Source organism: Arcobacter sp. ISO1 (genome assembly GCF_058105185.1).
In genome coordinates, this window is record NZ_CM176573.1 from 1849273 (window position 1) to 1863137 (window position 13865).

16 protein-coding genes are annotated in these 13865 nt (G+C 30.4%); 9 read left to right on the plus strand and 7 right to left on the minus strand.

Features of this window, described 5'->3' with window-relative positions; all coding sequences use genetic code 11:
• Positions 1–27 precede the first annotated feature (27 nt).
• The 3 genes from AC2TY9_RS09100 to AC2TY9_RS09110 all read right to left on the minus strand — a co-directional run bounded on the left by AC2TY9_RS09100 (position 28) and on the right by AC2TY9_RS09110 (position 1895).
• Positions 28–435, minus strand: coding sequence for a hypothetical protein (locus tag AC2TY9_RS09100; protein ID WP_489777110.1), 408 nt, complete (start codon positions 433–435; stop codon positions 28–30).
• 104 nt (positions 436–539) lie between these two features.
• Complete coding sequence (locus AC2TY9_RS09105; protein WP_489777111.1) at positions 540–986, minus strand: hypothetical protein; 447 nt, start codon at positions 984–986, stop codon at positions 540–542.
• A gap of 144 nt (positions 987–1130) precedes the next feature.
• Positions 1131–1895 (minus strand): IclR family transcriptional regulator, encoded by a 765-nt coding sequence (locus tag AC2TY9_RS09110; RefSeq protein ID WP_489777113.1) that lies wholly within the window; start codon positions 1893–1895, stop codon positions 1131–1133.
• 142 nt (positions 1896–2037) lie between these two features.
• Between AC2TY9_RS09110 and pobA the strand changes: the two genes are divergently transcribed.
• The 6 genes from pobA (at position 2038) to AC2TY9_RS09140 (ending at position 7566) form a co-directional block, all read left to right on the plus strand.
• Complete coding sequence (gene pobA, locus AC2TY9_RS09115; protein WP_489777115.1) at positions 2038–3231, plus strand: 4-hydroxybenzoate 3-monooxygenase; 1194 nt, start codon at positions 2038–2040, stop codon at positions 3229–3231.
• A gap of 10 nt (positions 3232–3241) precedes the next feature.
• Positions 3242–4093 carry an AraC family transcriptional regulator gene (locus tag AC2TY9_RS09120; RefSeq protein ID WP_489777117.1) on the plus strand — a complete coding sequence of 284 codons (852 nt, stop codon included), beginning with the start codon at positions 3242–3244 and terminating at the stop codon, positions 4091–4093.
• A gap of 86 nt (positions 4094–4179) precedes the next feature.
• Positions 4180–5217 carry a TRAP transporter substrate-binding protein gene (locus AC2TY9_RS09125; protein ID WP_489777119.1) on the plus strand — a complete coding sequence of 346 codons (1038 nt, stop codon included), beginning with the start codon at positions 4180–4182 and terminating at the stop codon, positions 5215–5217.
• 8 nt (positions 5218–5225) lie between these two features.
• Complete coding sequence (locus tag AC2TY9_RS09130) at positions 5226–6140, plus strand: TauD/TfdA dioxygenase family protein (RefSeq protein WP_489777121.1); 915 nt, start codon at positions 5226–5228, stop codon at positions 6138–6140.
• Positions 6141–6149: 9 nt separating this feature from the next.
• A complete protein-coding gene (locus tag AC2TY9_RS09135) occupies positions 6150–6929 on the plus strand; it encodes a class II aldolase/adducin family protein (RefSeq protein WP_489777123.1) in 780 nt (259 codons plus the stop codon).
• A 40-nt stretch (positions 6930–6969) separates the two neighbouring features.
• The gene (locus AC2TY9_RS09140; RefSeq protein ID WP_489780423.1) at positions 6970–7566 is read left to right on the plus strand and encodes a YitT family protein; all 597 of its coding nucleotides are present in this window, start codon (positions 6970–6972) and stop codon (positions 7564–7566) included.
• 51 nt (positions 7567–7617) lie between these two features.
• Here the strand turns inward: AC2TY9_RS09140 and AC2TY9_RS09145 are convergent, their stop codons facing one another.
• The 4 genes from AC2TY9_RS09145 to AC2TY9_RS09160 form a co-directional block, all read right to left on the minus strand.
• Positions 7618–7842 carry a DUF2798 domain-containing protein gene (locus AC2TY9_RS09145; protein ID WP_489777125.1) on the minus strand — a complete coding sequence of 75 codons (225 nt, stop codon included), beginning with the start codon at positions 7840–7842 and terminating at the stop codon, positions 7618–7620.
• A gap of 22 nt (positions 7843–7864) precedes the next feature.
• Entirely contained in the window at positions 7865–8242 is a 378-nt protein-coding gene (locus tag AC2TY9_RS09150; RefSeq protein ID WP_489777127.1) for a carboxymuconolactone decarboxylase family protein, read from the minus strand.
• A 78-nt stretch (positions 8243–8320) separates the two neighbouring features.
• Positions 8321–9175 (minus strand): helix-turn-helix domain-containing protein, encoded by an 855-nt coding sequence (locus AC2TY9_RS09155; protein WP_489777129.1) that lies wholly within the window; start codon positions 9173–9175, stop codon positions 8321–8323.
• Positions 9176–9210: 35 nt separating this feature from the next.
• A complete protein-coding gene (locus AC2TY9_RS09160; protein ID WP_489777131.1) occupies positions 9211–9699 on the minus strand; it encodes a MarR family transcriptional regulator in 489 nt (162 codons plus the stop codon).
• A gap of 164 nt (positions 9700–9863) precedes the next feature.
• Here AC2TY9_RS09160 and AC2TY9_RS09165 point away from each other — a divergent pair, with 164 nt between their 5' ends.
• From AC2TY9_RS09165 to AC2TY9_RS09175, 3 genes are all read left to right on the plus strand, one after another.
• On the plus strand, positions 9864–11885 hold the full coding sequence (locus AC2TY9_RS09165; protein WP_489777133.1) for an acyl-CoA dehydrogenase family protein: 2022 nt from the start codon (positions 9864–9866) through the stop codon (positions 11883–11885).
• A gap of 31 nt (positions 11886–11916) precedes the next feature.
• Complete coding sequence (locus AC2TY9_RS09170) at positions 11917–12744, plus strand: p-hydroxycinnamoyl CoA hydratase/lyase (protein WP_489777135.1); 828 nt, start codon at positions 11917–11919, stop codon at positions 12742–12744.
• An 83-nt stretch (positions 12745–12827) separates the two neighbouring features.
• Positions 12828–13859, plus strand: coding sequence for a TRAP transporter substrate-binding protein (locus AC2TY9_RS09175; RefSeq protein WP_489777137.1), 1032 nt, complete (start codon positions 12828–12830; stop codon positions 13857–13859).
• Positions 13860–13865: the final 6 nt, after the last annotated feature.

Sequence of the window (13865 nt, forward strand, 5' to 3'; positions counted from 1 at the left end):
GGGAAATTTATTGGCTCCACTGATTTGTTAGCTTTTTTCTTTTCTATCTATCATCATTGATTTAGGCGCAAACATTTCACAAAATACCTCTGCACCAAACTTAATGGCAAGGGCAGCAGCACTTGCAGCAATCATAGTCACAGAAATACTTACAGAATTAAAAGAAGCTACAATTGCACCAGTAATATATTTCTTATCATAAACTACAGAAAGACCCTGAGTCCATGCTTTATAAATGTCACTGTTGGAATTACATAAAGCTTTCCACGCAACATGCTTTAGTGCAGAACTAGCTCTTTTTCCAAGTTCTTCTTTTGTATCTTCTGTTATAGGTGGTGGTAAAAACTTTCTATCTGGGCCAGGTAATTGATGCTGATAAGCATCACGAACTTCCGTAAGTAAATTAATAACTTTTTTTGGGATAGCATTACCCAATTCTAATAGAATTTGACTTTCTGTTTTGCTCATAACAAGAGCGATAGTTTCTTTATCAACTTTTTCAATGTCAAGTGACGGAGAGGTTCTATCCACAAGCCCGATTAAGATACTCTCTTCTTCCAACCTCTCAAAAGTCTCTGATGAAATTGTTTTCTTCTATCATCTGATTTTATATTGTTGATATTCTGAACAGCTTTGATAATAAGTTCACGAGTTTTTTCTGTATTGTGCTCTCTAAGATAACAAATCGCGAGTAAAGAAGTTGCTTCTAGATGTAGTCTGGTACTAGCAGAGCTTTTTTTGATAGTTCCTTCAAATCCCATTTTTGCGAATGTTAAGTTACCTGCTTCCATAGCTGTTTCATATAACCAGTTTTTTGCTTGTAACAGCCTTGTTTCATGCCCTGTTGGTCTGAGAAGATTTTGTATTTGTGCTGTTATTTTTTTTGCTTTATCCAGATCAGCATACTTAACACAAGATCTAAGTTGTGGTTCCAATAATGCCAATTTTTCTTTTTGATCTTTTGTGAGATTTGGAATTTTAGACATAAAATTATAACCTTTTTTACTAAGCTAACTATTTATTAGTAGTACATTATATATGAATAACATATAAAATAACCTAATATCACTACACTTTTTATGATAGGATATTAAGTTGATATAAAGCCCTTTTTATCCTAACTTATTTCACTAATACATATAACCCATACTATAAGATATATCTTTTGCAGTCTGAACTACTCTATTTATATATTTTTGAGCTTTAGTTCCATTTATTCTTTGAATAGGTCCCACAAGTGAAACTGCTGCTACTACATTTTTATTATAATCTCGTATTGGTGCAGCTATTGAAACAATTCCATCAATAAACTCATTTTCAATATAACAGTAACCTAAGTCTCTTATTTCTAAAAGTTCTTTTTTTAATTTATTCTCATCTGTTATTGTATAAGGAGTAAATTTTTCTAATCCATTACTCAAAATACTTTCTATAGTTTGAAAATCTTGGTAAGCAAGTAATAGTTTTCCTGAACTTGTACAATGAACTGGATTAACTCTTCCAATATGAGCAAAAATCTGTATAGGAAAACTAGATTTTATCTGCTCCATATAGATAACTTTTTTATTATCCAGTTCTGCAAGTTGAACAGACTCAGAAGTCTCTTTTGCTAATTCTTCTAGATATGGATGAGCCTCTTTTACTATTTCCATATTAGACATTAGTGAGCTATATAAAGTTAATACTTTATTTCCTAAAGAGTATTTTTGATTAGTAGGATTCTTTTTTACATAACCTTGGTTTAGTAAAGTTTTTAAAAGACGACTCACTGTACTTTTTGCCAATCCAAGTTCATTTGAAATCTCAGTTACTCTTTTTTCTGTATCATCAATTGTAAAACATTCTAATATTTTCAGTGCATTTTCAACTGAAGATAGATTCGAACTTTTGTTCATATAAATACTCCAAAATTCATAAATTTCCTATATTTTATACTAAATTCCCGTAAAATTTGCTTTTTTGTCCCATATAGAGGAACATTAGTATTTTATATGGAACAAAAAGCTTTTATAATGAATAAAAATAAAAGGGGAAAAGATGAAAACTAACAAAACTCAAGTAGCAATTATTGGTGCTGGACCTTCTGGTTTATTATTAAGTTTATTATTACATAAACAAGGAATTGAGTCTGTGATTTTAGAGAGAGTTACAGGTGAATATGTTCTTGGTAGAATTAGAGCAGGTGTTTTAGAACAAGGTTTTGCAAAACTTGTAAGAGAAGCAGACGTTGCACACAACATGGACACTATTGGTCAAGTTCACGATGCAGTTGAATTTTCTATTGGCGATAAAAGAACTAAAATAGAATTAACTGAATTAACAGGCGAAAGTGTAATCGTATATGGTCAAGTTGATATTACAAGAGATATGATGGAAGCTAGAGAACAAAGGGGAATCGAAGCAGTATATGAAGTAAATGATGTTCAACCACATGATGTAAAATCAGATAATCCATATATTACTTATGAAAAAGATGGAGAGCAATTTAAATTAGAGTGTGATTATATTGCTGGGTGTGATGGATTCCATGGTGTTTCAAGACAAACAATTCCTCTTGATGTTAGAACTGAATATGAAAAGGTTTATCCTTTTGGATGGTTAGGACTTATGAGTGATACTCCTCCTATTAACCCTGAACTTATTTATGCAAAGACTGAAAGAGGTTTTGCACTTGCTTCTATGAGATCATATACAAGATCAAGATACTATATTCAAGTTCCAGTTACAGAAAAAATTGAAGATTGGTCAGATGAGAGATTTTGGGAAGAGTTCAAAAAAAGAATGCCTGAATCTGCTAGAGATAGTTTAATTACAGGACCTAGTATTGAAAAAAGTATTGTTCCAACTAGATCATTTATTTGTGAGCCATTACAATATGGAAACTTATTTTTAGTTGGTGATGCAGGACATATTGTACCTCCAACAGGTGCAAAGGGACTTAACCTAGCAGCTTCAGATGTATCTACTTTATATAAGATTTTAACTAGAGTTTATAAAGAGGGTGATAAAGAGTGTATTGAACAATACTCACCAATAGCACTTAGAAGAATTTGGCATGGTGTAAGATTTTCTTGGTGGTTAACTGATCTTTTACATAACTTTGGTGATGATAAAGATTTCTATCAACAAAAAATGGAAGGGTCTGAGTTAGAATTTTTCCTAAATAGTGAAGCTGGAAGAAAAGTTATTGCTGAGCAGTATGTTGGACTTCCATTTGAAGATTTAAAGTAAAAGATAAAAGATGAATCTAAAAGAAATTCCTAGTTATGAAATTACATATGAAAAACAAATTAGAATTTCTATTATAAAACAAAGGTGTATGAATAGGACTATTCCTATTCATAGACATAGATATTATGAAATAGTTATTATCACTGAATCAAAAGATGATAATCAAACCCATGATATAGATTTTGAAAAATACCCTTTAAAAAAAGGACGAATATATTTTATTTATCCAAATCAGACTCATAAATGGAATATAAAAAAATACAATAATGAATATGATGGATACATCATAAACTTTAATGAACCATTTTTACTAGAAAATAGTAACAATATAAAAAAGATTTTACATAAACTATTCAATCCTGATTGTGAACCATATCTTACTTTTGACCCAGATAACTTTTCTACACTTTTCCCAATAATGGATGTTTTAAAAAAAGAGTATCATAAAGAAAATCAAAATAATTCAATTTTAAGATCATTGCTTGAAACACTACTTTATTATATGGAAGAATTAAAACCAGAATCACAACAAAAACTTGATTCTAATTTTCAAAAACTGATCACTTTAAAAAATCTAATTGAAGAAAACTATAAAGAGAAAAAAAATGCAGATTTTTATTCAAGAAAGATGGATTTATCTACAAAAAGATTAAATGAGATTGTTAAAAAAATATCAGGTTCTACTATTACTCAAATGATTCACCAAAGATTAATTCTAGAAGCCAAGAGAGAGATTGTAACAAGAAACAAAACAATCCAAACTATAGCTTATGAATTAGGGTTTGAAAACCCTTCATATTTTGCAAAATTTTTTAAAAAATATGAGAATTTAACCCCAAAAGAATATTTATCAAAATGTTAAAATAGTGTCAGAAATTGTTAAAAATTTGCCTTCTATTTTCTGTTTTTAATCGTTATACTGAATTAAATTTATTAAAAGGGAAAAGAATGAATTTAACAATTAAAAGTAAAACACTGAGTGTTTTAGGAGCTTTACTATTAAGTAGTTCATTGTATGCTTCAAATGAAACTACAACATTAACACTACACCACTTTTTAAGTTCTAAGTCACCAGCACATACAAAGTTTTTTGTGCCATGGGCAGAAAAAATTGAAAAAGAATCAAATGGAAAATTAAAAGTAGAAATTTTTCCATCAATGAGTATGGGTGGTAAACCAAATGAATTATATAAACAAGTAAGAGATGGTTCAGCTGATATTGTTTGGACAGTTGCGGGGTATACCCCTGGAGTTTTTCAAAGAACTGAAGTGTACGAACTACCAACAGTACACAAAGGTAATGGTGTTGCAACATCTGTAGCAATTGAAAAAAACTTTGACATGATTAAGGATGATTACAAAGATGTTAAACCATTAGTTGTATATGTTGCAGCTGGAAATGCACTTCATATGGTTGATAAAAAAGTTACAGATGTAACTGATTTAAAAGGGCTTAAATTAAGATCACCTTCAAGAACTGGTGCATGGTTGATTGAAGAGTATGGGGCGGAGCCTGTTGGAATGCCACTTCCAGCAGTTCCTCAAGCATTATCTAAAAAAGCAATTGATGGAGCATTCTTTCCATTTGAAGTCTTTGCTCCATTTAAATTTCACCAAATAACTCAATATTCGGCTGAAGGTGAAGATGGTGATAGATTTGGAACATCAGTATTTTTATTTTTAATGAATAAAGATAAATTTAACAAATTACCAAAAGAGCTACAAGAAGTTATTGAAAATAACACTGGTCTAGAAAAAACAAAAGAGTTAGGTCAACTTTGGATGGATGTTGAAAAACCAGGTATTAAATTACAAAATAAATCAAAGGGTGGAGAGGTTGTAAAGTTAAACTCTGAACAAATGAAAAAATTTAATGAAGCTGGAGAAAGAGTTGTTACAAGATGGATTAATGAAGTTAATACAAAAGGACTTGATGGTCAAAAACTTGTAGATGAAGCTAGACGTGCAATAAAAGAAAACGAATAGGATTTATTATGGGAAGTATTGTTCATCCAATTGGATTATTTAATAATAGTGCAAAAGAGTATAAAAATATAAAGGTTACACCAATCTCAGCAGCTATGGGTGCAGAGATTAGTGGTGTTGATTTAAGTAATTTTGATGATGAGACTAAAAATGAAATTGAAGATGCTTTATACAGACATAAACTAATCATTTTTAGAGATCAAGATATTTCATTTACTGATCATGAAAATATTACACTTAGATTTGGTGAGTTTGGAACTGATGCCTATACAAAAGGTGTAGAAGGTCATGAAGATATTCAACCAGTTATTAAAGAAGCTAGTACAAAAACTGAGATGGTATTTGGAAGTGGTTGGCATACAGATTCTGCATTTTTAGAAACCCCACCTGCAGTTGCATTCAACTATGGAAAGGATATGCCCCCTTATGGTGGAGATACATTATATGCAAACAATGTACTTGCATATAATAGTCTAAGTGATGCTATGAAAGAGATGATAGCTCCATTAAAAGTTTGGATGAGTGGAAAAAGAGTAGTTGAGCAAATCTATTCAGAACAAAACAACAAAGGTGAAATCAAAAACTTTGGAAATATGGAGTTTGATGTTAATACTCAAAATATGATTAAAGGTTCATATCATCCTATAGTTAGAACTCATCCAGTCTCAGGGGAAAAGGCACTTTTTGTGGATAAAACTTATGCTTGTGGAATTGAAGGTATGACAGAGGCTGAATCGATGCCTTTAATCAATTTCTTATCAGATTTTGCAACACAAGAGGCTTTTTGTTGTAGATTAAAATGGTATTCAAAAACATTTATCATGTGGGATAATAGAATTTGTTTACATCAAGCTTTTAATGATTATGAAGGATTTAGAAGAGAGATGTATAGAACAACAATAATGGGTGAAAGACCACAATAAGGTAATATGATGAAAGATATTTTTAAAACACAACAAATACCAAAAGGTTATAGTGAAGTTGAATGGCAAGCTAGAGTTGATTTGGCTTTATGTTATAGAATGGTTGATTATTATGGTTGGACTACACAAGTTTATAATCATATTTCATATAGGATTCCAGGAACAGAAGAGGTATTAATAAATCCATTTGGTTTATTATATAGTGAGATTAAACCATCAAATTTAGTAAAAATAAATTTAGATGGTGAAAAGATAGATGATAGTCCCTATCCAGTAAATAAAGCAGGATTTGTAATTCATTCTGCTATTCACAAAGCAAGACCAGATATAAGTTGTGTTCTACACACTCATAATCCTGATACACAAGCAGTTAGTGCTTTAGAGTGTGGATTTATTCCTTTGATGCAAGAATCATATCAATTCCATGAAAGACTTGGATATCATAAATTTGAAGGAATAGTTTTAGATGAAAGTGAGCAAGAAAGATTAGTATTAGCAATGGGTGAGGATAAACACTCAATCATGTTACATAATCACGGGGTTATTACAACTGGAGATAGTGTAGTATGGGCTTTTCATAGAATGTTCCAATTAATACAAGGTTGTAAAGTTCAAATAAAAGCAATGTCTACAGGGGAAAAGTTAATTCAAGCAAGTGAAGATGCAATTTTAAGAACAAGAGAACAGTTTGAAGGGGGAGCTGCACAAGCAGGAGCTGAGGTTAGATTCCCTGAATGGCCTGCTTACTATAGACTTATATCAAAACTAGATCCATCTTGGAATACTTAAAATTGTGATTTTTTAAATTAAGGTTTAGTTTTTGAAAGAGATGAATGAAGTTGAAAAATATATATATGTTCTAACTGGTGCTATTATTCTTTCTATAGGAGTTGCTGTTTTTCTTGCAGCAAATAATATAGCACTAGGAGGACCTCCTGGTCTTGCTATTGTATTAAATTATTATTTGAAAATGCAATTAGGATTACTAATGTTTTGTATTAGTGCTCCTTTAATTTTATTGTGTTTTAAATATGTCAATAAAAAATCTGCATTTAGAACAATATTTTCTATTTGTATAACTTCTTTTACTGTTGATTTTATATATGAGTTCCTAGGATATAAAGGTTTAATAATAGATCAATTTTATGCTTCAATTATTGGAGGTTCTCTTGTTGGTCTAGGTATTGCAATAGTTATAAAAAGTGACACTGCTGCTGGTGGCTTAGCAGTGATTGCAAAAATCATAGCTAATAATAGTGAGATAAAAGAGTCTAATATTATAATTATAATGGATATTGTGATTGTTATATTAGCAGGTATAATTTTTGATGATTTAAGAATAGCTTTATATAGTTTATTAAGTGTTTATGCTTGTTTAAAAGTTATTGACTTAATTTTATTTAAAAGAGTTAGATTCTTATGGTAGATATTTATACTTAAAAAGTATTCTATAGTACAATAAAAGGGATTTCCCCTTTTATTGTTTCACTACTTTACTTACTAATTTTCTAGCAATAGGTATAATAAAAAGCACACTAGGAAAAGCCACTATCCATGCTTTTATCCAGGCATGAAACCATATAGATATAAAATCACTTAAAAACCCTAAATTTACAAATACCAATACTCCTGAAATCACAAAAGACATAAACATTGTCACAAATAGACTGAATATATAAAATTCATACTTTTTATCTATCATTAAAACTCCTTATAATCCCATTTTAATTACTACTTTCATTAAATACTTCTTTTGCAGCAAATAATCCATTTAAAGCACAAGGGAAGCCTCCATATACCGCCATCTGCATTATAATTTCAATTATCTCTTCTTTACTACATCCAACATTTAATGCTGCGCTTATATGTACTTTTAATTGGGGTGTTGCATTTCCCATAACTGTAAGTGCAGCAACTGTTGCTATTTCCCTTGATTTTAGATCTAAGTTTTCTCTACTATAAATATCTCCAAAAGGAAATTCTATAAGTAAATCAGCAAACTCTGGGGCAATATCTTTTAAAGACTCTATTACCTTTTCTCCTGCACTTCCATCTACTTCTTTTAATTTTTCCCAGCCTTTATTATATCTTTCACTTTTCATTTTATTTTCTCCTTAAACTAATATCAAGAAGATTATACGAGAAATTGGGATTTAGAAGTATAAGAAATATACCTTTTTTTATAAGTTTTGTGCCCTATAAAGTAAAGGGGTAGTATTATAGTATTTTTTAAACTGACTTATAAACCAAGAAACACTAGAATAACCACAAGAAGTAGAAATATCAGAGATACTGTCTTTTGTATTTTTTAAAAGTTCTTGTGCTTTTAAAAGTCTTTGAGAGTCAAGCCACTCTTTTGGGTTTTGATTATAAAGTCTTAACATCTCTTTTCTTAAAGCTTTAGAGCTTATTCTTGTTATTTTACACATATCATCAACACTATTTATTATATCAAGGTTAGATTCAAGTATAAATTTTGTTCGAAATGCTTTTGTATTTATTATTGCATTTAAAAACTGTGAAAAATTTGCTTTATCTTGTGAAAGTGAATACAAAAAAAGCTCGTCTAGTTTTAGTTTAACTAATTCAATACTATTATCGATATTTGTTTTAAAATATTGGTTTATATTTTCAATACAAGAACTAATAAATTCATTTCTTTGTAAATTTAAATATTCCCTTTGCACGCTAGTTTCAATTTTAATATTGTACTTTTTAATAAAATCTAAAACCATGTCATCATCAAAAAAAACTAATATTGATTCAAAACTATTTTTATCGCCTACTAATTCGCTCATGAAATAGTTCCCTTGGCTAAGGTAAAGTATTTTTGAAGTATTAATTTTTATATCTTCATTTTTTAGATGTAATATCTTTCCACCATTTACAAGAAGTATCACCACATGCATACTATTTCGTAAAAACATTCTTTCTTTTTTTAAGTTAGATGATTTAGATACAATTATTTGTTCATCATTTATTATTTGATACTTATCTATATTTTCAAATATATAGTTTGGTAGGGTTGTAGTCATATACTCTCTTTTAAAAAAATAGAAAAACTATTTTACTAATTGCCTAATAATTTTAAAGTTAATTCTTTATATTGTTCTCTTTCTTCTTTAGTTAGCTTTGAAAATCTTTCTTCTTCATATGCAAGCATATCTGAAAAACAAGCTTTACAAACCTTTGCACCTTCTTCTGTTAATTTAACAAGTTTACTTCTTTTATCAAATTTATTTTCTATTCTAACAACATAACCTCTATCTTCAAGTTTCTTTAATACTTTAGTAATAGCACCAGATGTAAACATTAATTTATTGTATATTTTTGTTGGGCTTAATGTATCATCATCATTTTTTGATAAATACAAACATCTCATTACATCAATTTCACTGTTTGTAATATTATATCTAGTCTCTTGTATTTTTGTAATACCTTCTCTTAAATCATTTTGAAACATATAAAAAGGGACTACAACAGTCAAAACATCATTGTAAATTTCGGGCTTTTTTTCTCTAACCCGTTCGATTCTTAATTCTAATTCTTTTTTATCCATAGCAAAAGAATAGCAAAACTTAAATTAATCTTCTATAAAAAATATAAGTATCTTAAAAATATTTTACAATTCATTTAAAAGTACTTTACTAGTAAGATAAATTTAAGTTTTTTGTTGTTAAACTGACAATATATAAAAAGAAACACTAATGAAAAGGACGGAGAATGGGGAAAAATGGACAATCAGCTGCAACAGAAGCATTAGCTGCTGCAGGTGATCATGTACAAGCTCAAGATGTAGGTGCTTTAGATTCCGCAATGTCTGATGCAATGAAAAAACTAAATGTTACAAAATCAAGTTTAGTTGAAAGATTAATTTATGGACCACAGCCAGATTTATCTGAAATTTCAGCAGGTTCAACTGCAATGCAAAATGCAAAAACAAAAGAAGCTGATGAGATTTTAGAAACTGCATTAAATTTATTAGAAAGTGGACAAGCTTTTGAAGCAGATGGAAAATTATCAAATACTTTAAGGGAAGAAGTATCTAAGAAAAATGCTTATGGGTTTACTGTTCCAGCTGAATATAATGGTTTAGGTTTAAACTACAATCAATTAGCAATCATGGAAGAATCTTTAGCTGCAAATGGAATTGGGGCATTAGCAGTTGAAATTTCAGGACAACTTACAATTGGTTCAAGTTCATTACTTGGATATGGAGATGATAGACAAAAGTCTACATTCTTACCAATGATTTCAGAGGGAAGAATCACTTCTTTTGCATTAACAGAAGTTGGTGTTGGTGTAAATGCTAAAAAAATACAAGCCTATGTTGAAAAAGATGAAGAGAATAATTGTTACAGATTGTTTGCTGAAGGGGCTGCAAATAAACACTATATCACTAGTGCAATTTATGGTGGGATTATGGCAATTGCAGCAAGAATTGGTAAAGGTGGTAAAAAAATTGGTTTATTTATCATTGAACTTCCAGAGGGTGATATTTCAAATGATGAGTATAGTTTTAATATTGTTTCTTCAAATTCTGATGCTTTTAAATCAATTTATAACACAAGAATTACTTTCTCAAACTTCCCAATTCCAGTAGAAAATGAAATCAAAGCCGATGGGGTAGAGGTTTTATTTTATTGCTTAAGAATGGGTAGATGTATGTTAACTGCTATGTGTGCAGGTTATCAAAGAATGATGGCATCAGATTCTGTTAATTATGCAATTAAAAGATTAGGTGTTGGTGGACCTATTATTAAACATGAATTACCGCGTCTACGAATTGGGAAAATGTTAGGTGGAGCGTTAACCTCACAAGCATTATCTCACCTTTCTTTGAATCAAGATAAAAATGGAGTGGATTTAGCTGGCTTAAGAGATATCTCAAAATCTTTTGCTGCAAGTTCAGCTTTAGAATCACTAATCTCTTGTGAAAGAGTTATTGGTGGAAGAAGTTTTGATAGAAGTTCAAGGGTTACAGAAGCAAGAGCAAATATTCATGTGTTTGGAATTGTTGAAGGTGAAAATGATCTTATTTTGATGGGTATGATTAAAGATATCACTTCTAATTTTACAAAAGACAATGTTGCAAGTATGTTAAGTGTTTTACAAGAAGCAAATATGATCAATGGTGAACCAGTTTCTAAAGAAGAGAGAATCTTAAAAATTGATTTAAAAACTTTCATGAAATATCCAGGAAGATGTACAACTGCAACTTTAAAACTACTTGCTAAACCAGGGTTTTATAAATTAATCTCTTGGATTATAGGAAATGGTTTAAAAGAGATTCCACATTTATTAGGAAGATTAGTTCCTGTAGAAATGAAATCAAGATATGACGAAATTCCAGCAGATTTAAAGCCATATGTTCAATATGCAGAAAGAAACTTGCGAAAATGTAAATGGCTTTACCTTGGTATGAGTTTGTACTATCAATTAGAACAAACTGGTGCACAGGTTCCAATCCATAGATTGGGTAAAAAAATTGAACTTCTTGTGGGGATGCTTGCTCTTTGTGCACATGCATCAAAACTAGATAAGTCTCAACAATCAATTGCAGCTTTATATTCTGAAATACTAAAAGTTGAAATTGAGGGTATTCAGGTATTAAAAGGTTTATCTTCTACAGAAAATTTAAGAAGATTTCTTAAAGAAGTAGGTGATGATGCACAATATGGTAATAGTTCTTTAATCAAGGATGTTAAACCAGAAGCATTTGCACATGATTGGCAAATTAAATAAATAAAAAATAAATTAATAAAAGGAAAAATAGATGAGTAGTGAAAAAGATGTTGTAAAGTATGAAGTTATTGATGGAATCGCATGGGTTTCTTATAATAGACCAGATAAAAGAAATTGTATGAGTCCAGCTGTTAATAGAAGAATGATGGAAATTCTTGATGAATTAGAGTATGACGATAATGTTTCTGTTCTTGTTTTAACAGGTGAAGGTACGGCATTTAGTGCTGGTATGGACTTAAAAGAGTATTTTGTTGAAAATGAAGCAAAAGGTCTAGGTGCAATTAGACAAGCTCAAAGAGAAGCTTATGGATGGTGGAAAAGACTAAGAGATTTTTATAAACCAACAATTGCAATGGTAAATGGATGGTGTTTTGGTGGTGCATATGGACCATTATTCGCTTGTGATTTAGCATTTGCATCTAAAGATGCACAGTTTGGTTTAAGTGAAATTAACTGGGGAATTTTACCAGGTGGAGGTGCAACTAAAGTTGCAGTTGAATTATTAAGTTTCAGAGATGCTATGTATCATTCAATGATGGGTGAAAATGTAGATGGTGAAAAAGCTGCACAATGGGGATTAGTTAATGAAGCTTGTGATGCAGATAAACTTAAAGGTAGAGTTACTGAAGTTTGTAATGTATTAAAAGATAAAAACCCAGTTGCTTTACATGCTACTAAACAAGCAGTTAGAAAAGTTTCTGAAATGACATATCAAAATGCTGAAGAGTATTTAGTAAGAGCACAAGAAGCTGCAAACTACTTTGATGATACAGGTAGAAAAGAAGGAATTAAACAATTTATTTATGAGAAAACTTATAAGCCAGGTTTAGGTGCTTATAACAAAGATATCGAAAGATAAAAAATTGTTATTAATGTTATTTATTTGCTATGGTGGGACGTTATAATCAGTAGGTAAATATATTACAAAAGGGAAAGACAATTATGAATAAGTTAGTTAAAAAAGCAACATTAGGTTTAGCTGGGTCAATGTTATTAGTAAGCTCATTATGGGGTGCAGAAAAGCAAACAGTTCTTACAATGCATACATTTTTAAGCCCAAAAGCACCTCCCTATGCTAAACTTTTAGAACCTTGGGTAGCAGAAGTTGAAAAACTTTCAAAGGGTAAAATTAAAATCGAAATGTTCCCATCTATGAGTATGGGTGGTAAACCAAATGAATTATATAAACAAGCAAGAGATGGTGTTGCTGATATTATTTATACAGTTGCAGGTTATACACCAGGTGTTTTCCCTAGAACAGAAGTTTTAGAATTACCAACAGTGCATACAAACTCAAGTTTAAAAACAGCACTTGCAGCTAAAGAAAATTTTGATTTATTAAAAGATGATTATACTGATGTACATCCACTTGTTATTGCGATGGCTGGGCCTTATCAATTAAGTACAGTTAGCAAAAAAGTTGATTCAATCGATGCAGCTAAAGGATTAAAATTAAGATCTCCATCTAGAACTGGTGCTTGGTATATTCAAGAATTAGGTGCAGAACCAGTGGGAATGCCTTTACCAGCGGCTCCTCAAGCTTTATCAAAAGGTGCAGTTGATGGTGCAGCTTTACCAATGGAAATTTTCCCAGCATTTAAATTTCAACAATTAACTAAATACACTACTGAAATCAAAGGTGGTGGAGGATTTGGTGGTTCTGTACTTTTACTACTAATGAATAAAGAAAAATATAATAGCTTATCTCAAGAGTTAAAAGATGTTTTAGCTGCTACAACAGGAAAAAAACAAATTGCTAAATTTGCAAAATTAGCAGATGATTTTGAAGCAATTGGAAAAGCATTACAAGTTAAATCTGGTGGTGAAATCGTTACTTTAAGTGAAGAAGAAACAGCAAAATTTGATGCAGCAGGTGAAAGAACTGTTCAAAAATGGGTTTCTGAAATGAAAGGTAAAGGTATTGATGGACAAAAAATCGTAGATGCAGTTAGAGAATCTATCGCAAAACAATAAGGTATT